The organism is Micromonospora carbonacea (genome assembly GCF_014205165.1).
GTDB classification, from domain to species: domain Bacteria; phylum Actinomycetota; class Actinomycetes; order Mycobacteriales; family Micromonosporaceae; genus Micromonospora; species Micromonospora carbonacea.
In genome coordinates this window covers 7,460,122-7,483,434 of sequence record NZ_JACHMZ010000001.1, presented here as the reverse complement: position 1 = coordinate 7,483,434, position 23,313 = coordinate 7,460,122, and the positions used below count along the sequence as shown (strand labels likewise).

Genomic DNA, 23,313 nt, shown 5'->3' with positions numbered 1-23,313 from the left:
CGAGCCGGGCGGAGGTGCCGGCCGGGGCGGTCAGGCCGGGGCGGAGAGGTAGGTGCCGCGCTGCCACGGGTAGCCGGGCAGCGAGACGACCGCCCGGCCGGGCGGGACCGGCACCGGCTCGTCCGCGCCGAGCGCCCGCACGGCCGGGTGGGTCTCGCCCGCGGCCAGGGCCGCCAGCGCCGTCGCCGCGCCGCCCGGGTCCGCCGCCTCGACCCACACCGCGTGCTTGAGCCGGGTACGGCCGCCGGTGGCGGTCGAGGCGAACGCCGGGTAGTCCGCCCCGGGCAGGGCGGCCAGGTGCGCCGCGTACCGGCCGGCGAGCTCGGCGAGCGCGCCCGGGGTGGCGGCCGACACGGGGAAGCCGCGCGGGGCGGGCACGGCGGCGCCCGGCTCGGGCGGCGGTGCCGGGGACAGCACCGCGAAGGCGTTGGTGCCGCTCATCCCGTACGAGCTCGTCGACGCGCAGGGGCCCAGCCGGTCGTCCCACGGCACCGGCGACCCCGGGATCTCGATGCCGGTGCCCGACAGGTCGACGCGCGGGTTGAGCGCCCGGTAGTTGGCCTGCGGGGCGATCGTGCGGTGGTGCAGGCACAGCACGGCCTTCACCAGCCCGAGCACCCCGGCGGCCGACTCGGTGTGCCCGAGGTTGCCCTTGACCGAGCCCACGTACAGCGGGCGGCCGTCGCGGCGGCCGAGCGCGGCCACGACCGCCTCCAGCTCGGCGGGGTCGCCCAGCGGGGTGCCCGTGCCGTGCGCCTCGTGGTAGCCGACGTCCCGCGCGGACACGCCGGCCGCCGCGAGGACGGTGTCGATGAGCCCCGCCTGCGCGGACACGTTCGGCGTCGTGAACGTCGCCGTGCGCCCGTCGTGGTTGATGCCGGTGCCGCCGATCACAGCGAGGACACGGTCGCGGTCCCGGCGGGCGTCGGCGAGCCGCTTGAGCAGCAGCAGGCCACAGCCCTCGCCCCGGACGAACCCGTTCGCGTCGGCGTCGAACGGGCGGGAGCGGCCCTGCGGCGACAGCGCGCCGGTCTGCGCCACCGCCCGGGTGGTGCCTGGGGCGAGGACCAGGTTGACGCCGCCCGCGAGGGCCATGTCGCAGTCGTCGGCGGCCAGCGCCCGGCACGCGGTGTGCACGGACACCAGCGACGACGAGCACGCCGTGTCCAGCGCGAACACCGGACCCCCCAACCCCAGGGTGTACGCGACCCGGCCGGCGGCGAAGGCGTGGCCGTTGCCGATGGTCCAGTAGGAGTTGGGGTCGCCGGAGAGCCACTGCCAGTAGTCCCGGCCGGTGATGCCGACGAACACGCCGGTGGACGCGGCGACGGCGGCGACGGGGATCGCCGCGTGCTCGAACGCCTCCCAGGCGACCTCCAGCAGCAGCCGGTGCTGCGGGTCGAGCACCCGGGCCTCCTTCGGCGCGATGCCGAAGAACTTCGGGTCGAAGTCGAACGCCGCGTCGAGGTAACCGCCCCGGGTGACCATGCCGTCCCACGCCGCGCCGAACGCGTCGCGCCGGTCGGCCGGCAGGTCGCCGGTGAGGTCGCGGGCGTGCAGGATGGCCGACCAGTACGCGTCGAGGTCGGCGATGCCGCCCGGCGCGCGGACGGCCATCCCGACCACCGCGATCGGTGTGCCCACTACAGGACCCGGTGCATCCAGCCGTGGGTGTCCTCGGCCCGGCCGTACTGGATGTCGAGCAGGTGGGTGCGGAACTGGCGGGTGTACTTGCCGGGGGTGCCGTCGCCGACCTCGGCGGCGAACTCCTCGCTCTTGAACCCGATGATCGGGGTGATCACGGCGGCGGTGCCGGCCGCGAACGCCTCCGTGACCGTGCCGTCGGCGAGCCCGTCGCGGATCTCGTCCATGCCGATCGACCGCTCCACCGGGTCGAGGCCGTGCTCGGCGGCCAGCGTCAGCACGCTGTCGCGGGTCACCCCGTCGAGGATCGTGCCGAGGCTCGGGGTGACGAGCTGCTGGTCGCGGGTCACGAAGAAGACGTTCATGGTGCCCGACTCGTCGATGTCGCGGCGCTGCTCGCCGCCCAGGTAGAGCACCTGCTCGCAGCCGTGCCCCAGCGCCTCGCGCTGCGGGGCGAGGCTCGCGGCGTAGTTGCCGCCGCACTTGGCCGCGCCGGTGCCGCCGATCGACGCCCGGCTGTACTTCGTGGAGATCCACAGCGTCACGCCGGTGACCCCGTTGGGGAAGTACGACCCGGCCGGGCAGGCGATCACGCAGTAGGTGACCTGCTGCGCCGGCCGCACCCCGAGGAACGCCTCCGCGGCGAACATGAACGGGCGCAGGTAGAGGCTCTGCTCCCCGCCGTACGGCGGCACCCACGCCTCGTCGGCGCGGACCAGCGCGGCGACGCTCTCGACGAAGGTCTCCTCGTCCAGCTCGGGCAGGACCATCCGGTCGGCGGACGCGGCGAACCGGCGCGCGTTGAGGCCGGGCCGGAACAGCCAGATGCTGCCGTCGGCGCGGCGGAACGCCTTGAGCCCTTCGAGGATCTCCTGCGCGTAGTGCAGGACGGCCGCGCCGGGGTGCAGGGTGAACGGGGCCAGCGCGGTGACCTGGTGGTCGTGCCAGCCCGCGTCGGGCGTCCACGTCACGGTGACCATGTGGTCGGTGAAGTGCCGGCCGAACCCGGGGTCGGCGAGGATCTCCTCCCGCGCCTGCGGGGAAGTCGGGTGGTCGGTTCGCCGCAACCGGAACTCGGCGGTCATCTGGGCTCTCCTCGGGACGGTGGCGCGGTGAAGACGGCGACGCAGTTCTGCCCGCCGAAGCCGAAGGCGTTGGTGAGCGCGGCCCGCACGGGCATCTCCCTGGCCTGGTGCGGCACGTAGTCCAGGTCGCACTCCGGGTCCGGCTCGTGCAGGTTGATCGTGGGCGGCACGACCTGCTCGCGGATCGCCATGGCGCACACCATCGCGCCGAGCGCCCCGGCCGCGCCGATCAGGTGGCCGAGCATCGACTTGGGCGCGCTGACCGCCACCCGGTCGGCGGCATCGCCGAACGCGGCGCGGATCGCCACGGTCTCCGTGCGGTCGTTGGCCTTCGTCGAGGTGCCGTGGGCGCAGATGTAGTCGACGTCGTCGGGGCGCAGCCCGGAGCGGGCCACGGCCTGCCGGATCGCGGCGGCGGCGTGCACGCCGCCCGGGGCGGGGGCGCTCACGTGGAACGCGTCGCTGGTCAACGCGCCACCGGCGAGGGTGGCGTAGGGGGTGGCCCCCCGGCGGCGGGCGTGCTCGGCCGACTCCAGGACCAGCACCACCGCGCCCTCGCCGAAGACGAAGCCGTCGCGGTCGGCGGCGAACGGCCGGCTGGCGCCGGCCGGGTCGGCGTTGCGCTCGGACATCGCGCCCATGCTCACCAGGCCGGCGAACATGGCCGGGGTGATCGCCGCGTCGGTGCCGCCGCAGACGACCACGTCCGCCTCGCCGCTGAGGATCAGGCGGCGGGCGTCGAGCAGCGCGTACGCGCCGCTGGCGCAGGCCAGGGCGCTGGCGTTGACGGGCCCGTGCGCGCCCAGGTCGATGGCGATCTCGCAGGCCGGCATGTTGGTCAGGGAGGACGGCACGAACTGGGCGCTGGGCGCGGACGGCACGGGCGCGAGGAGCCCCCGGGTGGCCGCCTCGACGGTGTCGAAACCGGCGACGGCCGCGTTGACCACCACGCCCACCCGGTCGGCGTGCTCGGGGTCGACGGCCAGCCGCGCGTCGGCGACCGCCTCCCGCGCGGCGACGACCGCGAACTGGCTGAACCGCGCCATCCGGCGGGCCCGCTTCGGGGTGAAGTGCGCCGCCGGGTCGAAGCCCCGCACCTCGGCGGCGATGCGGGTGGGCAGGTCGGCGGCGTCGAACGCGGTGATCGCGCCGACGCCGGACTTGCCGGCCAGCAGGCCGTGCCAGGTGCTCTCCCGGTCGAGGCCGAGCGGCGTGACGGCGCCGATGCCGGTGATGACGACGTCGCCCCCTACCATCCCGCCACGGCCCCACTTCTCAGGCATCGAACGACCCACCGCAGACTATCAATCGCCGTGTCCGCGCGGCAGTTGTCCGCACGGCGGTCGCCACCCACGCCACCCCTCCCGCCGGTCGCGCCAGCCCTCCCGCCGGTCGCCCGGACGGCCCCGCCGGTCATGCCGGCCGCCCCGGGCCACGCGCCACGACGGGCACGCCCCGCCAGGCGTCGGGCCCGGCCCCGGCGGGCGGGGCCGCCGCGCAGGCGACGTACCCGTCGGGCGCGGCCACGCCCGTGCGGCCCGGCAGCAGGTCCAGCACGCGCCGGTGCAACTCCTCGGGTACGGCCGACGCGTCGGCGACGTACGCCGTCAGCCCGGTGCCCGGCGCGGGCCCGGCGGGGAGGACGGCGACCTCGACGCCCCCGGCCGCCTCGCGGACCAGCTCCGCCACGTCGGCGGGGCGCACCCAGCCGGCGGGGGTACGCACCCAGTCCGCGCCCCGCACGGCGGGGGCGAGGCCGATCCGGCCGGGGATCTCGGCGACGCCGACCTCCTCGGCGACCGCGTCGCACAGCAGCGTCTCGATGCCCCGCACGATGGTCTCGCCGAGCGCGCCCGGCAGGTACGTCGTGTCCACCAGCAGGCCGAGGCGGCAGACGCCCGCGCCGCCGTTGCTGGCGGCGACCATGAACTTCATGTCGCTGCGCGGCAACGGGTCCAGCCGCGTGTAGCGGGACTCGCGGCGCAGCTCGGCGAGCCGGTCCGGCCCCGGTTCCGGGCCGGTGACCGCCCAGTCGTTGCCCCGGTGGCCGTTGTTGAAGTAGGTGGAGAGGTCGAACGACACGCCCCGCCGCCGGCCCGACTCCTCGACCACCGTCGCGACGGCGCGCGGGTCGCACTGCGCCCGGCGGTACGCGTCGAACGCGGGGCGGTGGGTCTGCCGGATGGCGGTGAGCAGGTCCACGTCGCGCGGCACGGTGAACGCCAGTAGCGCGTCCAGGGTGTTCAGCGCGATCAGGTCGCGGCTGCGCCGGTCGAGCCGGTTGCCCGTGATCAGCTTGAGCACGGCGGTGTCATGGCCGTTGTAGGCGGTCAGCACGAGCGTGGTGAGGCAGAGCAGCACGGTCGAGAACGACGTGCGGGTCCGCGCCGCGAGGGTCGCCGCCGCCGCGGCGACCGCCGCCGAGTCGAGCAGGTGCCGCTCGATGGGCTGGTCGCCGGTTGCCGCGCGCGGCAGGTCGAACATGGACGCCGGCGCGGTGGACAGGCCCTGTTCCCAGTGCCGCAGCCCGAGCCGGCTCTGCTGCTGACCGGCGGGTGAGCCCTCGAAGGCGGCCTGCTCCAGCGCCTGCGGCACGCCGGCGCCGGCCGACGGCTCGGCACCGGCGGGCGGCTCGACACCGGCGGGCGGCTCGACACCGGCGGGCGACGCCGGCTGCTCGGAATCGCCGCTGAGCCCGGCGCGCAGGAGGTCGACGAACGTGTTGAACGCCCAGCCGTCGAACGCCAGGTGCGACCCGACGAGCGCCACGGCGGTGACCCGGCGCTCCCCGTCGACGACGCAGCCGACCCGCAGCGGCCACTCGGCCTCGTGGTCGAACGCGGTCTCCGCCAGCCGCCCGGCCAGCTCCCCCGCGACGCGCGCCGGGTCGTCGTGCCCGTCGGCCACCGCCACGTCGTACCGCCCCGTGGCGTGGACCTCCTGGCGGGGCTGGCCCGACCGGGCCACGTACCGGGTCCGCAGCGTCTGGTGCGCCTCGACCAGGCCCCGCAGGGAAGCGAGCAGCCGGGCCTGCCCGACGGGCTCGGCGAGCACGAGGGGCTGGCCGATGTTGAACTGGTTCGCCTCCTTGCCGAACCACTGCATCGCGTCCCACATCACGCTCTGCGCCCAGGTCAACGGCCCCGACGCGGCCTCGCCCACGGCGAACGGCAGGTCGAGCACGGCCGGGTCCGGCGGGCCGCCGGTGGTCGCGTCACGCACGGTGCCCCCCGTTCACCGGCGCGGCGGCCGGGCGACCGCCCTTCGGGGTGAGGCGCAGCGGCAGGTGGTCGAGCCCCCGGAACGCCGGGCTGGGGATCTTGACCAGCTCGCCGATCAGCTCGATGTCGTCGGTGCGCTCGATGAGCAGGCGCAGGAACGTCGCCGCCTGGAGGCGGGCCAGGTGCATGCCGACGCAGGTGTGGATACCCGCCCCGAACCCCAGGTGCCCGTCGGTGCGGCGGTCGATCCGGTAGGCGTCGGGGTCGGGGAACTTGCGCGGGTCGCGGTTGGCCGCCGCGAACGACAGCTCGACCCGGGCGTCCCTCGGGATGGTGGTGTTGCCGACGACGACGTCGGTCGTGGCGGTGCGGAAGACGTTCTGCACGGGCGGGTAGAAGCGGGCCGTCTCCTCGATCGTCGCCGGGATCAGCTCGGGCCGGTCGCGCACCAGGCGGAACTGGTCGGGGTGGTTCAGCAGCGCGTCCAGCATGTTGCCCAGGAAGTGCGTCATGGTCTCCTGGCCGCCGACGAGCAGGGTGAGGCAGAGCCAGAGGATCTCGTTCTCGGTCACCCCGCCCTTCTCGGCGGCGGCGAACAGCTTCGACACCACGTCGCTGCGGGGCGGCTGCGTCCGGCGCTCCTCCAGCAGCCCGCCGAGGAACGTGGACAGGCCGGCGACGGAGGAGAGCGCGGACTTGGCGGCCCGCAGCCGCAGCGCGTTCTCGTCGGGGTCGTCCGGGGCGTCCTCGCCGACCTTGGCGTTGGCGATGAAGCTCTCCAGCACCCCGGCGGTCAGCTTGAGCTTGGCGAGGTTGTCGCTGGGCACCCCGACGATCGTGGTGACCACCTTGACGGGCAGCAGGATGATCGCCTGCTGGACGAGGTCGATGTCGCCGGTGGCGACGGCCTCGTCGAGCAGCTCGCCGCAGACCTGCTCGATGAACGGCCGCCAGAACTGCACGCCACGGGGCGAGAAGTCGTGCCGGATCAGGCCGCGCATCCGGGTGTGGTCGGGCTGGTCGAGCCCGAACAGCACGGGCAGCGTGGACCGGTGGTAGGCGATCCCCTCGGCGGAGGACAGCCCGCCGTGGTCCTTCGCCGCCGCGCGCACGTGGTCGTACCGGATGACCAGCCACATGTCGCGGTCGGCCAGGTACAGCGGCTCCTCGTGGCGCAGCAGCTCGGCGTACGCGGGATAGGGGTCGTCCATGGCGCTCGGGGAGAAGGGGTCGAACTCTGCGGTGTGCGTCGCGCTGGTCACTGACGGGTCCTCCGGACTTCGCTGTGGCTGGTGGGCCGGACCTCGGCGTCCGCCCCGGTCACCGGTACGCCCTCGCCTGTAGCTCGAACATCTCCGCGTAGAGGCCGTCGGCGGCGATCAGGTCGGCGTGGCAGCCCAGCTCGGCGACCCGGCCGTCGGCGAGCACCACGATCAGGTCGGCGAGCTGGACGGTGGAGAAGCGGTGCGACACGAACACGCTGACCGCGCCGGTGGCCGCGGCGACCCGGGCGGCCTGGAGCCGGTACCGCTCGAACATGGCGTGTTCGGCCTCGGCGTCGAGGGCGGCGGCGGGCTCGTCGAGGACGACCAGCAGGGGGTCGTCGCGCATGAACGCCCGGCCGAGGGCGAGCTTCTGCCACTGGCCGCCGGAGAGCTCGGCCCCGTCGGCGTACTCGCGGCCGAGCGGGGTGTCCAGGCCGGCTTCGAGCTGCCCGACGAGGTCGTCCGCGCCGGCACGCCCCAACGCGGCACGCACCGCCGGCTCGTCGTCGAGCCGGGGCAGGTCGCCGACGCCGACGGTCCGCCGGGCCGGCAGTTCGAGGCGTACGAAGTCCTGGAAGCCGGCCGCGATCCGGGCCCGCCACCCGGGCAGCGACAGGTCGGTCAGGTCGACGCCGTCGACGAGCACCCGGCCGGCGGTCGGGCGCAGCAGCCCGCAGACGAGCTTGACGAGGGTGGTCTTGCCGGCGCCGTTGTCGCCGACGATCGCCACGGTCGCGCCCGCCGGCAGGTGCAGGTCGAGCCCGGCGAGCACCGGCTGCTCCCCGCCGGGATAGCGCAGCTCGACGCCGACGAGCCGGATGCCGTGGCGCAGCCGCACCGGTGCCGGCGCGGCCGAACCGGCGGGGCCGGTCGGGTCGCCGGGGCCGGCGGGCAGGGCCCCGGGCCGGTCGGCGCGCTCCCCGGCCCGGACCAGCCCGTGCACCTCGTCGAGCCGCTGGTAGACGCTGCGCAGCCGCTGGAGGTCCTGGAGGACGCCGACCGCGGCCGCCACCTGCTGATTGACCTGCGCCGCGATGGTGATGACCAGGATGACGTCGCCCACGCCCCGGCGGCCGGCGACGGCGTCGCGCAGGATCAGGAGCACGGCGGCGATGTAGCCGCCCGCGAACGCCAGTTGCCCGAGCATGCGGACGAGGCTCGCCACGGCCTGCGTGCGCCACAGCCGCCGGGTGGCGTCCTGCCAGAACAGGCCGTGCCGGCGGCGCACCTCCTGCTCCAGGCCGAAGACCCGCAGCTCCTTGCCGGACGCGGCGTGGGTGGCGAGGCGGAACAGGCCCAGGGCCCGGCGGGTGGACTCGGCGCTGGCCTCCCGCGACCGGTCGACCATGCGCTCCGCCCACCGACCGGCCAGCAGCGGCGGCACGGCGACCAGCGGCAGCAACAGCAGCAGCGGGTGCAGCGAGGCGAGCACCGCCGTCGTCAGCGTCATGGCGACGGCCAGGCCGACGCCGGTCAGCACGGCCTGGAGGCCGACGCGGAGCTGCTCGACGTCCTCCTCCAGGATCCTGACCTTGTCGGCGAACTCGGGCTGCTCGAAGTGGGCCATCCCGGCCGAGCCGTTGGTGGCGTCCATCAGCTCCTGGTGCAGGTGCAGGACGTCCAGCTCCGACAGCTCGAAGTAGGCGATGTGCGCGAAGTGGCCGAGGGTCAGGCCGGCGATCAGCAGCACCGCCACGGCGACCCCGGCGAGGCTCGCGGCGACCGGCCGCCCGGCGTTCGCGGCCTCGAACAGGACGCGCAGCATGATCGCCACCAGGGGCCACGCCGCCGCGCCGGCGACGACGAGGACCAGCGCCGTGACGGCCTTGCGCCGGTCCTGACGCAGCGAGGTCCGCCACAGCGACCAGGCAGCCGACAACAGTCCACGACTCATCCGGGGCTCCGCTCCTGTCCGATCTCCACCGGCCCGCCGTCGCCGTCCGGGCGGTCCGGGTCGTCGCCGGCCGGGCGGTCGTCGAGGAACCGGGCCGCCTGCAACTCGAACAGCCGGGCGTACCGGCCGCCGTGGCGCAGCAGCTCGTCGTGCGAGCCCTGCTCGGCGACCCGCCCCTCGGCCAGCACGACGATGTGGTCGGCGCGGCGCACGGTGGCGAACCGGTGCGAGATGAGAACCGTGGTGACGCCCGCCGTGGCGGCGATGATCTCGTCGAAGAACCGCGCCTCGGCGCGGACGTCCAGGCTGGCCGTCGGCTCGTCGAGGACGAGCACCGACGCGCCGTGGCGGACGGCGAACAACGCCCGGGCGATGGCGAGCCGCTGCCACTGGCCGCCGGAGAGGTCCACCCCGCCGCGCAGCTGCCCGGACAGCGGGGTGTCCAGCCCCTGCGGCAGCGCGTCGAGCGTGTCCAGGATGCCCGCCGCCTCGGCTGCCGCCCGGATGCCGGCGAGGTCACCGGCGTGTCCGGCGGCACCGAGCGCGATGTTGTCGGCGGCGCTGGCCTCGTACCGCAGGTAGTCCTGGAAGATCACGGCGAGGTTGCCGCGCCACCGCGCCACGGGCAGGGCGTCGACGGGCTGCCCGCCCGCGGTGATCCGGCCCGACGTCGGGGTCGCCAGCCGGGCGAGCAGCTTGACCAGGGTGGTCTTGCCCGCGCCGTTGAGCCCCACGATCGCGGTGCACCTGCCCGGGGGCAGGGTGAGGTCCAGGTCGGTGAACACGGGCGCGGACCGGTGCGGGTAGCGGTAGGACACCGCCTCGAACCGGATCGCCGTCGGGGAGCGGGGGGTAAGCGTCTCCAGCCCCGACACGGCGGCGGGCGGCGGCGCGCCCGGCTCCCCGGCGGGGCGCGGCGCGGGCGGGAGCGCGGGTGCCGACGCCGGTGCGGGGGCGGGAACAAGAGCGGGGGCCGGAGCAGAGGCGGGGGCGAGGGCGGATCGGGCCCGCATGCCGGCGCGGAACTCGTCGACCGCCCGGTAGGCGTTCATGCCGAACTGGGTCTGCACGTCGGCCTCGGGATAGAACTCGCCGAGCTGGATCGCCGCCAGGATCGCCTGGATGACCAGCGCCAGCCGGGTGAGGTCGACCTCCCGCTGCCCGCCGGCCACGCCCAGCGCGGCGAGGACCGCGACGAGCACCACCAGCCCGAGGGCCGTGTAGCCGAAGTAGGGCCGCAGGTAGACGCGGCGGCGCTCGGCCCAGACCGGGCGCATCCAGTCCAGGTAGGCCGCCGCGTACTGCTCGCGCAGCCACGGCAGGAGACCGAAGACGCGGATCTCCTTGGCCGCCGGCCTGCCGGTGGCGACGGAGCGGAAGTACGTCAGCCGGCGCACCCGGGCCACGATCGTGCCGTAGATCGCCGCGTACTTGCGCAGGCCGCCGCGCTGGCCGTGGCGGAACGCCAGGACGGCGGCGAGCAGGCCCACGCCCGCGAGCCAGGAGAACACGACGCCGACGACCACCGCGTACCCGGTGAGCTGGCCGTAGCGGGCGAGCAACGCCAGCATCCCGGCGCAGGCGGCCCCGGGGCTCTGGATGCCCTGCTCCACCTCGCGGGACGCCTCGCTGAGCCGGTCGGTCAGCGCCCGGTCGTCGAGCGGTTCCATGCCCGGGCTGCTCAGCGCGGCGGCCATCAGCTCGTCGGCGACCCACCCGTCGACGCGGCGCTGGACCAACAGCCCGGTGGTGAGCTGGAGCTGGGCCAGCAGTTGCTGCGCGCTGAGCGCGGCGGCGGCGACGACGAAGGCGGTCACCAGCCGCCCGAACGCGGGCGAGTCCACCCCCTCACGGACGGCGGCGGGCAGCCGCCCGACGAGCAGGCTCGTCATCACGATGAACAGCACCGGCGCGGCGGCCAGCAGCACGTTGTTGACGACGGCGGCGGTCACCGCCGCCCAGCCCGCGCGCGGCAACAGCCGCACGATGCGCCACCGGTCCACGGCGGTGCGCCGCAGCACGCCGAGCGCGGGAAAGCGTTCCGGCCCGTCGACGGTCATACCCGTTCCTCGATCCCCGCGAGTTGGCCGGCGCGGTCCTGCCCGCGCCGGAACGCCTCCGCCGCCGCCGCGCCCTCGGCGAAGGCCCGCACCGCGTCCAGCCCGGCGGTGTCCCGCGCGCCGCCGACGACGTGGTGCCAGACGCCGGCCGCGCGCACCGTCGCCACGAGGCCGTCGTCGGGCACCTGCCCGGCGGCGATCACCACCGTGTCGGCGGGCACGGTGCGCGGCCGCCCCTCGGCGTCGGCGAAGCGCACCCCGGCCGGGCTGATCCGCAGGTCACGCACGCCGGGCACGACGTCGACCCGCTGCCGCCGCAGCTCGGCGAGCACCGCCCACCGGGTCGAGCGCCCCAGTCGGGCCCCGAGCCGGCGGCCCCGGTGCAGCACCGTGACCCGCCGCGCCGGACCGGCCGGGTCGCTGGCCAGGTGCGCCACGTCCACGGCGACGCCGCCTCCGCCGATGACGACGACGCGTTCCCCCAGCGCGCCGTCGGCGAAGGCCGCCGGGTAGCCGAGCACGTGCGGCAGGTCGACGCCGGGGATCGACGCGGGCCGGGGCAGCACGCCGGTGGCCACGACCACCCCGGCGTAGCCGCCGAGCAGGTCCCGGTCGGCGGCGGTGATCCGGCGGCCGGTGTGCAGCGCGACGCCGAGCCGGGACAGCTCGGCGACGAGGAAGCCGACCGCCGCCAGGTAGTCGGACTTGCCGGGCACCCGGCCCGCCAGCCGGAACTGGCCGCCGGGCTCGTCGTCGGCCTCGTACACGGTGACCCGGTGCCCGGCCAGCGCAAGCCCGTGGGCGGCCTTGAGGCCCGCCGGGCCGGCCCCGACGACGGCGACCCGGCGGGGCGACGCGGCGGGCGTCGCCGCCGGCTCGTGCTCGCGCCCGACGCGGGGGTTGACCATGCAGGACACCGGCTCGTCGGCCAGCGACCGGTCGATGCAGGCCTGGTTGCAGGCCACGCAGACGTTCACCGGCCGGCCGGCGCGGGCGTTGGCGACCAGCGCCGGGTCGGCGAGGAACGGCCGCGCCATGGACACCAGGTCCAGCGGCGTGCCGGCGAGGACGGCCTCGGCCTGCGACAGCCGGTTGATCCGGTTGCTGGCCAGCACGGGGAGCGCGCCGACGGCCGCCTTGACCGCCGCCGCCACCGGCACCCAGTGCCCGGGCGGGACCACGGCCTGCACGGTGGGGACCGGGGACTCGTGCCAGCCGACCCCGACGTTGAGGGCGTCCGCGCCGGCGGCGGCGAGCGCGCGGGCGTACGCCAGCACGTCGTCGCGGGTGGTGCCGCCGGCCAGCAGGTCGTCGCCGGTCATCCGCATGATCACCGGGAAGTCCGCGCCGACGGCCGCGCGCACCGCGTGGAGCACCGCCACCGGGAAGCGGGACCGCCGCTGCGGGTCGCCGCCCCACTCGTCGTCGCGGAGGTTGGTCAGCGGGGAGAGGAACTGGTCGAGCAGGTAGCCCTCGGAGCCCATGATCTCCACGGCGGCGAAGCCGAGGTCGCGGGCGTGGGCGGCCCCCCGGGCGAAGTCCGCGACCGCACGCGCGATGCCGGCGGCGTCGAGCGCGGTCGGGGTGTGCCGGGAGAACGCGCTGTAGACGGCGGACGGGGCGACCGGGTGGGGGCCGCCCGCCGGGGGCCGGGCGTACCGCCCGGCGTGGAACAGTTGCAGGGCGAGCAGCCCCCCGGCGGCGCGCACCTCGGCGGCGACGCGCCGCAGCCGGGCCCGGAACCGGGCGTCGTCGAGCACGCCGTAGCCCGGCCCCCCGGCGCCCTCCGGGCTGACGGCCGCGCCGCCGGTGACCATCAACCCGGCCCCGCCCCGGGCCCGCTCGACGTAGAACGCCGCCAGCGCCGCGCCGCCGTCGTCGCGGGCCTCCCAGCCCAGGTGCATGGCCCCGGTGACGACGCGGTGCGGCAGCGCCAGCCGGCCGATTCGGCCGGGGCGCAGCACGTGCTCCAGGCCGGTCGTCATGTCAGGGGGGCGGTCAGGTCCTGGACGAACGGCGGCGAGACGATCGACAGGCCGCCGTCGGCGACGATGGTCTGCCCGGTGATGTACTCGGCCGCCGGGGAGAGCAGGAACGCGACGACGTCGGCGATCTCCTGGGCGGTGCCCATCCGCCCCTTGGGGATCTTGGGCAGCACCGTGGACAGCGGGGCCATCCCGGGCACGTCGTAGAAGTACTGCGACGACTCGGTCTCGATGATGCCGCCGTTGACCGCGTTGACGTTGATGCCGCGTTCGCCGAACTCCAGGGCCATGTAGCGCACCCACGCCTCGATCGCGGCCTTGGCCGCGCCGAGGTTCGCGTACGTGGGGTAGGCGCGGATGCTGCCGTAGCTGGACAGGGCCACGATCCGGCCGCCGTCGGGCATCAGCCGCACCGCGTGCTGGCAGCCGAGCACGAACGCGCGCAGGTTCATCGCGTACGAGCGGTCGAGGTGGTGCACCTTCAGGTCCATGATGTTCTTGAACGAGCTGGCCGCCGCGTTGCAGACGAAGTAGTCGAGGGTGCCGAACTCCTGCTCGGCGGCGGCGAACAGCCGGTCGATCTCCTCGGGCTGCTCGACGTCGGCGGCCACGGTGAGCGCCCGGCCGCCGAGCTGCTCGATCTCCTTGCGGACCTGGTCGGCCAGCTCCGCGTTCTTCTTGTAGTTGACGACGACCGAGCCGCCGCCCCGGGCCAGGGTGAGCGCGAGGGCCCGCCCGATGCCCCGGGAGCTGCCGGTGATCAGTGCGGTCTTGCCGTGGTAGCTCGTCACCGTTGCCCCGCCAGGATCTCTCGTGCGATGACCGTCTTCTGGATCTCGTTGGTGCCTTCCTCGAAGCGCTGGGCGCGGGCGTCCCGGTAGACGCGCTCGATGGGGCTGCCCTCCCAGTAGCCGATGCCGCCGTGCGCCTGCAACGCCTTGTCGGTGACCCGGGTCAGCATGTCCACGGCGACCAGCTTGGCCATCGAGGACAGCGCGTCCGCGTCGGCGGCCCCCGCCTCCCACCGCCGCGCCGCGTGCAGGGTGAGCTGCCGGGCGGCCTCGATGTCGGCGGCGTTCTCGGCGAGCGCGAAGGCGATCGCCTGACGGGCGGTCAGCGGCTTGCCGAAGGTGACCCGGCGGCGCGCGTGGGCGACCGCCAGCTCCTGGGCGCGGCGGGCCAGGCCGACGCAGGTCATGGCGACGCCGATGCGGCTGGGCGTCAGGAAGCCGCCGAGGGCGACCGCGAGGCCCGCGCCCTCCTCGCCGAGCCGGTTGGCCACCGGCACCGGGGCCCCGTCGAAGATCAGGTGGGCGTGGTCGGTGCCGCGTACCCCCATGGTGTCGGCCATCGGCTCGACCCGGACGCCCGAAACGTGCCGGTCCACCATGAGCGCGACGGTGCCGTCCTTGCCGGTGGTGCCGGCGAGCCGGGCGAACAGCAGCCAGTAGTCGCAGCTCACCCCGAAGGTGATCAGGTGCTTCTCGCCGGAGAGGAGATAGCTGTCGCCGTCGCGGACCACGCTGGCGCGCAGGTCGGCCCCGGTGCCGGCGGTGGGCTCGGTGAGGGTGAACGCCACCCGCAGGTCGCCGGCCACCTGCGGGAGCACGAACCGCTTGCGCTGCTCGTCGGTGGCGAACTGGTCCATCGCCCGCCAGACGCCGTTGCAGACGTGCACGATCATCCGCAGCGACGCGTGGGACATGGAGAAGAGTTCGAGCAGCCGCAGGTACTGCGTGAAGGAGAGCCCGGCGCCGCCGTACTCGGCCGGGGCGGCCAGCCGCAGGTAGCCACGGTCGCGCAGGTCGTCCCAGAGCTGCGGCGGCACCGCCCGGGTGCGCTCGATGGTCTCGGCGTACTCCTCGCCGGGCCCGCGGACGAACGCCTCGACCTCGCGGGCGAGCGTCGCGAACGCCTCGCCGTCGTCGTCGGTCACGTGGCCTCCTTGCTGATGATCTGCTTGAGCTGGTCTCGCAGCACGAACTTCTGCACCTTGCCGACCACGTTGCGGGGCAGCTCGGGCACGGTCTCCAGCCGCTCGGGCCAGTACTGCTTGGCGACCTTGCGCCCGTCCAGGAACCGCCGCATCCCGTCGAGCGTGAGCGGTTCCGGCGCACTCCCCGGCCCGGCCGCCGCCGGTCCGGTCGCCGCCGCCGGTCCGGTTGCCTCCGGTGCCGGCTGCGGCACGACGAAGGCGCAGGCCCGCTCGCCCAGGCGCGGGTCCGGCATCGCGACGATCGCCACGTCGCGGACGGCCGGGTGGGTGTGCAGGAGCTGCTCCACCTCGGCCACCGGGATCTTCTCCCCGCCCCGGTTGATGACGTCGCGCACCCGGCCGGTGATCCGGACGAACCCGGCCTCGTCGATGACCGCCAGGTCCCCGCTGCGGTACCAGCCGTCGGGCGTCAGGGCGGCGGCCGTCCACTCGGGATGGTCGAGGTAGCCGGCGAAGAGGCAGTCGCCGCCGACCTCGAAGTTGCCCTCCGTGCCGGCGGGCAGGACGGTGCCGTCGTCGTCGGTGACCCGGATCCGCACGCCGCGCAGCGCGCGGCCGTCCGTGCCCCAGGCGCGGGCCGGCTCGTCGGTCGGCGCGGCGAGCGTGCCGAGGCAGGACTCGGTGGAGCCCCACGCGCCGCAGACCACCGCCCCCAGGGTGCGGGTGGCCCGCTCGGCGAGGGCGCGGGGCACCGCCGCGCCGGTGGCGACGAAGACGCGCAGCGCCTCGGGCGGCCCGCCGCCGGCCTCGACGGCGTCCACCAGGTCGGCGAGGAACGGCGTGGCGGCCTGGACGAAGGTCGCGCCGGTGCGGTGCAGGGTGGCCAGGGCGGCGGGGCCGCTCCAGATCGGCTCCAGCACGACCGGCGCGCCGAGGACGAAGCCGACCCACATGCCGTAGAGGAAGCCGGTCTGGTGCGCCAGGGGCGACGGCACGTACAACCGGTCGGCCGCCGTGAGCCCGAGGTGGCGGGCCTGCATGGCCGCCGCGCGGGTCAGCGTGTCGGCGCGGTGCAGCACGCCCTTGGGCTGGCCGGACGTGCCCGAGGTGAACATGAGCTGGGCGAGGGCGTCCGGGGCGGGCCGGCGGGCGGCCAGGGCCGCCGCGTCGGGGCGCTGGCGGGCGAGGGCCGCGCCGAACCGCTGCCACCGCGCGGCCGGGCGGCCCGCCGGTGCCGGACCGGGCGACGCCGGGCCCGCCGGCTGCGGCCCCGGGGACGCCGGGCCCGCCGGCAGCGGGCCGTCGCCGCCGACGACGAGGACGTGCGCCACGGCCGGCGCGCCGGGGGCGGCCAGCACCGCCGCGGTCTCGGCGACGTGGTCGCGCCCGCGGAAGGCGGCGGGCACCACGAACACCCGCGCCCGCGAGCGGCGCAGCAGGTCGTCGACCTCCCGCTCGCGGAAGAACGGCATCATCGGGCAGCAGACCGCGCCGACGCGCAGGGTGGCGAGGGTGAGCACGACGAACTCGTGCCAGTTGGGCAGCTGCCAGGCGACCACCTCGCCCGGGGCGACGCCCATCTCCAGCAGCAGCGCCGCCGCGGCGTCCGCGCGCCGGTCCAGCTCCCCCCAGGCGAGCACGCCGCCCGGCCGCCCCGGCGAGGCGGCCTCGATCACGGCGGCGGCGTCGGGGCGGGCGTGGGCGTGCCGGCGCACCAGGTCGGCGGGGCCGGTGGCGGCCAGCCGGGCCGGGGACGGCAGCGCCGCCGGCCGGGCCGGCTCCCGGTCGGCCGGCTCCCGGTCGGCCGGCGGCCTGTCGACCGGTGCCCGGTCGACGGACATGTTCAGGCCGACCGCGTTCATCTGGTCGAGGAACTGCGGGTAGGAGATCCGGTGGGCGTTGGGGTAGGTGAGCCGGCTCTCGCCGGAGGCCCGGGACGCGGCCACGGCCAGGGCCATCAGCACCCGGTGGTCGTTGAACGACGACAGGTCGGCCTCCCGCAGCCGGTCCACGCCGTCGCAGACGAGCCGGTCGGCGTCCAGCCGCACCCGCCCGCCCATCCGGTTGAGCTGGAGCATCGCGGCCACCCGGTCGGACTCCTTGAGCCGGACGTGCGCCACGTTCTCCAGGACGGTGCTGCCCCGGGCGTGGGCCCCGAGCACGCTGAGCACCGGGAGCATGTCGGGCACGGCGCGGCAGTCGACGCGTACGCCGGCCAGCCGGGACCCGTCGTGCCGCACCCGGGTCCAGCCGGTGGCCGGGTCGCGCAGCAGCGGCAGGCCCATCTCGCGCAGGTGGTCCAGCAGGTCGGCCTCGGGGTGGTCGACCTCGCCCGACGGGCCGGCCGGCAACCCCCGGAAGAGGACGTCGGACGGGTGCAGGGCCGCCGCCGCCAGGCCGAAGGCCGCCGCGCCGACGTCGGGCGGCAGGTGGATCTCGGCGGGGGTGGCCCGCTGCCCCGGCTCGATCTCGAACCGCCGCCCGTCCGCGCCGACGCTCACGTGCAGGCCGAACCGCCGCATCATCGCGATGGTCAGGTCGACATAGGAGCGTTCGTTGAACGGGCCGACGACGTCGACCACGGTCGGGCCCGTGGCGAACGGGCCGACCAGCAGCAGGCTGGAGATCCACTGCGAGAGGGTGCCCGGGATCTCCACCCGGCCCCCGGTCGGCGGGCGGGCCGGGACCCGGATCGGCAGGAGCCCGCCGGTGGACCCGATCTCCACGCCGATGCCGGCCAGCGCGTCGAGCAGCGGGCCGATGGGCCGCCGCCGGAAGTACTTCTGGCCGGTGATGGTGACCGGCGACCCGGCCAGCGCGGCCAGCCCGGTCAGGAAGTAGAGCGTCGTGCCGGAGCTGCCGACCGAAACCTCCGGCCGGACCGGCCGGTAGGGGCCGCCCCGCACCACGAACGTGTCGTCGTCGACGGTGATCGACGTGCCGAGGTCACGCAGGGCGCCGATGGTGTGGCGCACGTGGCCGGCGCCGCAGGCGCCGTGGATGCGGCTCGTCCCGTCGGCGAGCGACGCCAGCATCAGCGCGCGGTGGGCATGGTATTTCGATGCCGGTATGTCGAGTTCCCCCACGAGGGGTTCGCTGGTCCCCTTGATGACAAGACGCACGGTCGCTCCCCGCAGTGTGTGTCAGCCGGTCGCGGTCTCGCCGCGCGACGCCGTCGTCCCGCCGGCCGGTGCCGTCGCGGCGGGGGGCACGCCGGTGCCCGTCGCCGGCGACACGCCGACCCCGCCGAAGACGGCGTGCATGCCGCCGTCGGCGTGCACCACCTGCCCCGTGGTGTGCCGGGACAGGTCCGACAGCAGGAACAGGACCGCGCCGACGACGCGCGCCGGGTCGGCGCGGTCCCAGCCCAGCGGGGCCCACCGCTCGTACTGGTCGGCCAGCTCGGCGAAGGTGCGCACCCCGCGCGCCGACACGGTCTCGACCGGGCCGGCGGCGACCAGGTTGACCCGGATGCCGGACGGCCCGAGGTGCAGCGCGAGGTAGCGGGCGACGGCCTCCAGCGCCGATTTGTAGACCCCCATCCAGCCGTAGCCGGGCAGGGCGCGGGTGGAGTCGACGGTCAGGCCGACCGCCGCGCCGCCGCCCGGCGCGCGCGCGAGCAGCGGCGCGAGCGCGGTGGTGAGCTGCTGGAAGGAGTACGCCGACGCCCGGAACCCGTCGAGCACGCCGCTGGCCGGCGCGCTGACGAAGCCCGGGCCCAGCGCGTCGGGCGGCGCGGCGGCGATGCTGTGCAGCACGCCGTCGAGCTGCCCCCACCGGCTCTCGATCTGCTCGGCCAGGGACGCGACGCTCTCGTCGGACATGACGTCCAGGTCGAGCACCTCGGCCGGGGACGGCAGCAGGTCGGCCACCTTGCGGGTGATGCGGGCCACCCGACCGAACGAGGTCAGGACGACCTCGCAGCCCTCCCGTTGCAGGGCCGCCGCCACGTGCCAGGCGATCGACTCGTTGTTGAGGACGCCGGTGACGAGGTAGCGGCGCTTGTCCAGGCTGAGCAGGGAGGTCAATGTGACGCGCCCGCGACGATCCGCGTGACGAGTTGCCCGATGGTGACGTCGGCCAGCTCGCTGCGCGGGATCTCCACCTTGAACTCCTTGACGACCATGGCCATCAGGTCGGCGACGTCCAGCGAGTCGATGTCGAGCTGGTCGAACTTGGCGTCCGGGGTGATCGCCTCCTCGTTGACGCCGAGGTCGATCAGCTCGACGCGGAGCCGGTCGGCGACGACGGACTCGGTGATCGGGGCAGAGGGGGAAGACATGCGGGGCGCTCCTTCGATCGGATGGGTTGGCTACGCGGCCAGCGGCGCGCGGCGGGCGAAGTTGGCGTGGTGCCGCTGCGCCCAGTACCACTGCCGCCAGTAGCTCTCCGCCAGGTCCAGCCAGGTCTCCAGCCGGCCGACGTCGTCGAGGAACCGGTTGGCGCTGACCAGGAGCCAGCTGTAGACGCCCTGGCTGTCGCGGCAGTCGGCGCAGTTGCCGGACGTGCAGCAGAACTGGAGGGTCTGGTAGTCGGCGCCGTAGACGGCGAAGCCGTCCAGGACGGGGTTGCCGTTGGCGATCCGGTCGGCGTGGTCGGGGTGCTCGACGCTGATGCTCGGGCAGACGTCGTAGCCGAACTGGCCGCCCCAGTGGCTGCGCCCGGTGATCAGCGTCTCGATGAAGTACGGGTGGCTGACCACCGTCTCCGGGTACTTCTCCTTGATCCGCAGCGCCTCGGCGAGGGTGCGCTGCTCGTTGTCGATCCGCAGGGCGTGGTCGCTGCCGTGGTCGGAGTAGAAGTTGAAGGTGACCTGGTTGCCGTTGTCCTGGATGGCCCGCACCGTCGGCTCGACGTACTGCAGGCCCTCCTCGGACAACGCGTACACGAAGATGACGCGCGGGTCGTTGCGGTAGTGCCCGAGGGCGGTCTCGAAGAGCCCGGTGAACGCCGACCCGTTCGGGCGGTAGCCGCGCAGGGAGTCGTCGAGCGGGCCGCCGCCGAACAGGCTGATCGCCACCGCGACGGCCTCGAACCCGGCGCGCGGCAGCGGCCGGATCCCGTTGGTGGAGATCGTGACGTACGGGAGCCGCTCGACGAACGGCACGACCCGGTTGAGCACGAGCGTGGGCTCGCCGCCGATGAGCGTCGCCTGGGTGACGCCCCGGGCGACGAGCGAGTCGACGAAGTCGGAGATGACGACGGGGTCCGACGTCTCCGGGACGGCCGCGTCGAAGCCTCCCTCGAAGTACCAGCAGCCCTTGCAGCGGATGTTGCACGTGGTGGTCAGGTGGACCTCGGACGCGGTGACCCGCAGGCCCATGTCCCGGACGGCGGCGAGCCGCGCGGCCAGGTCGGGGCGGCCGGCGAGCAGCGCCTGGAGCCGGGCCTTGGCCTCCTTGCGGGACGGCGGGCGTGGATTGATGGCGACAGGGGTGGGCATGACGCGGTCGTCCCTTCCGTCAGTCCGGTACGACGAGCCCGAGGGAGTGGATGCGGGGCGTGACCGTCTGCAACCACTTCTCCAGGGCCTCGCGGTTGGTCGTCCGGCGCAGGCCGAACCGGACCGCCCGCTTGGAGCGCTCGGAGTCCGGCGTGCCGAAGAGGCCCTGGAACACCGGCCACAGGCGGTCGAGGCCCGCCTGGAGCTGCTCGCGGCCCTCGTCGGTGGTGGCCAGGTTGCGGCAGACGCGCGCGCCGTGGGCGATGTGGATCTTCTCGTCGAGGATGATCGTGCGGACGGCGTCGGCCCAGGGCTTGTAGCTGCTCTCGGCGAACTCCCTGATCATCAGCAGGGCGCTCTCCTCGCCGATGTAGGAGTAGATCCCGCGCTCGGCCCACGTGGTGCACTGGTGCAGGCGCTTGTCGGAGAAGAGCCGCCGCTCCTCGATCGTCTGCTCCTCCATGTAGGTCGTGTCGATGCCGATCTCGGCGAGGACCCGCTTGCCGATCTTGTAGTGGTCGTACTCCTCCGCCGCCCGCTCGGCGCACACCTGGCGTTCCTCGGCGTTGGGGGCCAGCGGGATGAACATCATGGTGTAGTCGTCGCCGCCGGAGAGCTCACCCTCCGTATTGATCATGACCTGGCTGATGAGTGCCTTCTGGTACGCCCGGGGCATGCGCTTGAACTCTTCGGGGGTGCGCACCACGACTTCCTCGTCGTCGAGGATCTCGACTGACATGACAAACCACCTCCTGTCGACTAAAGCCCGAATGGTGCCGGCCGGAAAGAATGGGATCTGCCGCACCGTTACGGCATTCCCGCCGAATCGCGTGGAGTTCTGGTGGCCCGAATCAGGTCCGGATCGGTGCAAGGCTGTCGACCGCCAGCCGCTGCACTTCCGGCCGCTGGATCTTCCCGAGCGGGGTACGCGGAAAGGCGTCGACGCCGATCTCCTTGAGCGCGACGAACCTGCGCGGCACCTTGAACGGGCTCAGGAACCGCAGCAGCGTCGCGCGCCAGGCGTCGTCGTCGGCGACGGCGCCGGGCAGCAGCGTGTAGACGAGGATCAGCTCCACGCCCGTGACCGGGTGCGGCAGCGCCGCGACGACGGCGTCCTCGACGCCCGCCAGGTGGGGCACGGCGTTCTCGATCTCGGCGGGGTAGACGTTCTCGCCGCTGACGATGACCATGCTGTCGATCCGGTCGACGATGGACAGCTCGCCGCGCTCGTCGAGGTGCCCCAGGTCGCCGCTGCGCACCCAGCCGTCGTCGAGCCGCTTCGCGGTGAGCTCCGGCGCGGCCTCGTAGCGGGTGAAGATGCTCGGGCCGCTGAGCAGGACCTCGCCGTTCTCGCCCGGCGGGGCGTCCCGCCCGTCCGGGCCGACCACACGCACCCGGGCGAACGGCACCGGCAGCCCGGCGGTGCGGCGCTCCCCCGGCCGGCGGTCGCGCGGCTCCACCGTCGTCAGGGAGGTCATCTCCGTCATGCCGTAGACCTGGTGGACGCGGATGCCGAAGGTGTCCTCGAAGCGGTGGATCAGCTCCGGGCCGAGCGCCGAGCCACCGGCGAGGACGCCCTTGAGGCTGCCGGTCGCCGGCCGCTCCGGCCGCTCCACCAGGTTGGCCAGGTAGGCGTTGACGACCAGCGTCCACGTCGGGCGGTGCCGGTCGACGTAGTGCCAGAACCGCACCAGCGCCGTCTCGGACCGCACGCAGACCGACCGACCGCCGCTCCACAGCGGCGTGAGCGTCGGGAACCCCTGCCCACCGGCGTGGAACAACGGGACGACGTTGAGGAAGACGTCGTCGGGGCCCGCGTCGGCCCACTTCACCATGGCCAGGGAGTTGGCGAGCAGGCTGCGGTGCGACAGCACGACGCCCTTGGGGACCCCGGTCGAGCCGGAGGTGTAGACGATCTCCGCGTCGCCCGCCCCGCCGTCGCGGGGCGCGGCCAGCTCCCCCCGGTACGCCGCGCCGCGCGCCAGCACGTCGGCCAGGAGCGCCTCGGCGTCGTCCACGGCGACCCGGCGCGGCCCCGGGCCGATCTTCGCGAGGACCGGCGTGGGGGCGAGCACCAGCGCGGGCGCGCAGTGCCCGAGCAACGCGTCCAGCTCGCCGGGACCCGACTTCGGGTTGAGCGGCACGAGCACGCGCTGCGCGGCGATGACGCCGATGAACAGCAGCGCCGTCAGCGAGGTGTTGTGCATGACGACCGCCACCCGGCCGCCCGGCGGCACGCCGTGCTCGTCGAGCAGGGCGGCGCAGCCCCGGGTGAAGGTCAGGACGTCGGCGAAGCTCGCCGTCCGGCCGCCCGGCTCGGCGGGGACCAGGTAAGGGCGGTCGCCGTGCCGCTCGGCGGCGGCGCGGACGAGGTCGAGCAGGTTCGTGGTGACCGCGAGATCCGGCTCGTCGAGCGGACTAGGCATGTGTGCTGTCGCTGCCGGCGGCGGCCCCCACCAGGTCACAGAGGCGGTTCACCGTGGGGTTGTCGAAGATGACGTCGACGACGTCGACCCCGTAGGCCGTCTCGACGCGGGTCACGATCTCCACCGCCGCGACCGAATCCATGCCCAGCGCGACGAGGTCCTCGTCCGGGCCGAGGGTGGAACGGTTCAGCACGTCGGCGCAGATGGATGTCATCTTCAGTTGCAAATCGGTCATAGTCACTGAAGCGGCCTCCATGTCAATGTGATTCCACGGGCCACCGCGACCTTGCAGCAGCGAGCGAATCCCACGCTTGGGAACTCGTCGGGACCATACCCAGGGGGGCTGACGCTGTC

At 74.8% G+C, this 23,313-nt stretch carries 17 protein-coding genes; all 17 read right to left on the bottom strand.

Annotated elements, in window-relative coordinates:
* Window positions 1–30 precede the first annotated feature (30 nt).
* Complete coding sequence (locus tag HDA31_RS31550; RefSeq protein WP_246384197.1) at window positions 31–1,644, bottom strand: beta-ketoacyl [acyl carrier protein] synthase domain-containing protein; 1,614 nt, start codon at window positions 1,642–1,644, stop codon at window positions 31–33.
* Window positions 1,644–2,729, bottom strand: coding sequence for a branched-chain amino acid aminotransferase (locus HDA31_RS31545; RefSeq protein ID WP_178066737.1), 1,086 nt, complete (start codon window positions 2,727–2,729; stop codon window positions 1,644–1,646). Before HDA31_RS31545 ends, HDA31_RS31550 begins: the two co-directional genes overlap by 1 nt.
* Window positions 2,726–4,012, bottom strand: coding sequence for a beta-ketoacyl-ACP synthase II (gene fabF, locus HDA31_RS31540; protein ID WP_246384198.1), 1,287 nt, complete (start codon window positions 4,010–4,012; stop codon window positions 2,726–2,728). The genes HDA31_RS31545 and fabF overlap by 4 nt, the downstream gene beginning before the upstream one ends.
* A 130-nt stretch (window positions 4,013–4,142) precedes the next feature.
* Window positions 4,143–5,951, bottom strand: a complete 1,809-nt coding sequence (locus HDA31_RS31535; protein WP_178066738.1) for a condensation domain-containing protein — start codon at window positions 5,949–5,951, stop codon at window positions 4,143–4,145.
* A complete protein-coding gene (locus tag HDA31_RS31530) occupies window positions 5,944–7,212 on the bottom strand; it encodes a cytochrome P450 (RefSeq protein ID WP_074474879.1) in 1,269 nt (422 codons plus the stop codon). Before HDA31_RS31530 ends, HDA31_RS31535 begins: the two co-directional genes overlap by 8 nt.
* 58 nt (window positions 7,213–7,270) lie before the next feature.
* Entirely contained in the window at window positions 7,271–9,109 is a 1,839-nt protein-coding gene (locus HDA31_RS31525; protein WP_178066739.1) for an ABC transporter ATP-binding protein, read from the bottom strand.
* On the bottom strand, window positions 9,106–11,169 hold the full coding sequence (locus tag HDA31_RS31520; RefSeq protein WP_178066740.1) for an ATP-binding cassette domain-containing protein: 2,064 nt from the start codon (window positions 11,167–11,169) through the stop codon (window positions 9,106–9,108). Before HDA31_RS31520 ends, HDA31_RS31525 begins: the two co-directional genes overlap by 4 nt.
* Entirely contained in the window at window positions 11,166–13,154 is a 1,989-nt protein-coding gene (locus HDA31_RS32810) for an oxidoreductase (protein WP_178066741.1), read from the bottom strand. Before HDA31_RS32810 ends, HDA31_RS31520 begins: the two co-directional genes overlap by 4 nt.
* The gene (locus tag HDA31_RS31510) at window positions 13,151–13,945 is read right to left on the bottom strand and encodes an SDR family oxidoreductase (protein WP_178066742.1); all 795 of its coding nucleotides are present in this window, start codon (window positions 13,943–13,945) and stop codon (window positions 13,151–13,153) included. Before HDA31_RS31510 ends, HDA31_RS32810 begins: the two co-directional genes overlap by 4 nt.
* Window positions 13,942–15,090 carry an acyl-CoA dehydrogenase family protein gene (locus HDA31_RS31505; protein WP_178066743.1) on the bottom strand — a complete coding sequence of 383 codons (1,149 nt, stop codon included), beginning with the start codon at window positions 15,088–15,090 and terminating at the stop codon, window positions 13,942–13,944. Before HDA31_RS31505 ends, HDA31_RS31510 begins: the two co-directional genes overlap by 4 nt.
* Window positions 15,087–18,212 carry a 3-phosphoshikimate 1-carboxyvinyltransferase gene (aroA, locus tag HDA31_RS31500; RefSeq protein WP_178066744.1) on the bottom strand — a complete coding sequence of 1,042 codons (3,126 nt, stop codon included), beginning with the start codon at window positions 18,210–18,212 and terminating at the stop codon, window positions 15,087–15,089. The genes HDA31_RS31505 and aroA overlap by 4 nt, the downstream gene beginning before the upstream one ends.
* 21 nt (window positions 18,213–18,233) lie before the next feature.
* A complete protein-coding gene (locus HDA31_RS31495) occupies window positions 18,234–19,118 on the bottom strand; it encodes an SDR family oxidoreductase (RefSeq protein ID WP_229405818.1) in 885 nt (294 codons plus the stop codon).
* Window positions 19,115–19,372 carry an acyl carrier protein gene (locus HDA31_RS31490; RefSeq protein WP_178066745.1) on the bottom strand — a complete coding sequence of 86 codons (258 nt, stop codon included), beginning with the start codon at window positions 19,370–19,372 and terminating at the stop codon, window positions 19,115–19,117. The genes HDA31_RS31495 and HDA31_RS31490 overlap by 4 nt, the downstream gene beginning before the upstream one ends.
* A 30-nt stretch (window positions 19,373–19,402) precedes the next feature.
* Window positions 19,403–20,533 carry a radical SAM family protein gene (locus tag HDA31_RS31485; protein ID WP_178066746.1) on the bottom strand — a complete coding sequence of 377 codons (1,131 nt, stop codon included), beginning with the start codon at window positions 20,531–20,533 and terminating at the stop codon, window positions 19,403–19,405.
* Window positions 20,534–20,552: 19 nt separating this feature from the next.
* Window positions 20,553–21,272, bottom strand: a complete 720-nt coding sequence (locus HDA31_RS31480) for a Phenylacetic acid catabolic protein (RefSeq protein ID WP_178066747.1) — start codon at window positions 21,270–21,272, stop codon at window positions 20,553–20,555.
* A gap of 112 nt (window positions 21,273–21,384) precedes the next feature.
* Entirely contained in the window at window positions 21,385–22,959 is a 1,575-nt protein-coding gene (locus tag HDA31_RS31475; RefSeq protein WP_178066748.1) for a class I adenylate-forming enzyme family protein, read from the bottom strand.
* Window positions 22,952–23,194 (bottom strand): acyl carrier protein, encoded by a 243-nt coding sequence (locus HDA31_RS31470; RefSeq protein ID WP_074474870.1) that lies wholly within the window; start codon window positions 23,192–23,194, stop codon window positions 22,952–22,954. Before HDA31_RS31470 ends, HDA31_RS31475 begins: the two co-directional genes overlap by 8 nt.
* Window positions 23,195–23,313: the final 119 nt, after the last annotated feature.

What these genes read in the sequence shown, in the direction of transcription:
- HDA31_RS31475 (WP_178066748.1), bottom strand. Translation starts at nt 22,959, where the DNA reads ATGCCTAGTCCGCTCGACGAGCCGGATCTCGCGGTCACCACGAACCTG.
- HDA31_RS31470 (WP_074474870.1), bottom strand. Translation starts at nt 23,194, where the DNA reads ATGACCGATTTGCAACTGAAGATGACATCCATCTGCGCCGACGTGCTG.
- HDA31_RS31490 (WP_178066745.1), bottom strand. Translation starts at nt 19,372, where the DNA reads ATGTCTTCCCCCTCTGCCCCGATCACCGAGTCCGTCGTCGCCGACCGG.
- HDA31_RS31525 (WP_178066739.1), bottom strand. Translation starts at nt 9,109, where the DNA reads ATGAGTCGTGGACTGTTGTCGGCTGCCTGGTCGCTGTGGCGGACCTCG.
- HDA31_RS31545 (WP_178066737.1), bottom strand. Translation starts at nt 2,729, where the DNA reads ATGACCGCCGAGTTCCGGTTGCGGCGAACCGACCACCCGACTTCCCCG.
- fabF (WP_246384198.1), bottom strand. Translation starts at nt 4,012, where the DNA reads ATGCCTGAGAAGTGGGGCCGTGGCGGGATGGTAGGGGGCGACGTCGTC.
- HDA31_RS31520 (WP_178066740.1), bottom strand. Translation starts at nt 11,169, where the DNA reads ATGACCGTCGACGGGCCGGAACGCTTTCCCGCGCTCGGCGTGCTGCGG.
- HDA31_RS31480 (WP_178066747.1), bottom strand. Translation starts at nt 21,272, where the DNA reads ATGTCAGTCGAGATCCTCGACGACGAGGAAGTCGTGGTGCGCACCCCC.
- HDA31_RS32810 (WP_178066741.1), bottom strand. Translation starts at nt 13,154, where the DNA reads ATGACGACCGGCCTGGAGCACGTGCTGCGCCCCGGCCGAATCGGCCGG.
- HDA31_RS31485 (WP_178066746.1), bottom strand. Translation starts at nt 20,533, where the DNA reads ATGCCCACCCCTGTCGCCATCAATCCACGCCCGCCGTCCCGCAAGGAG.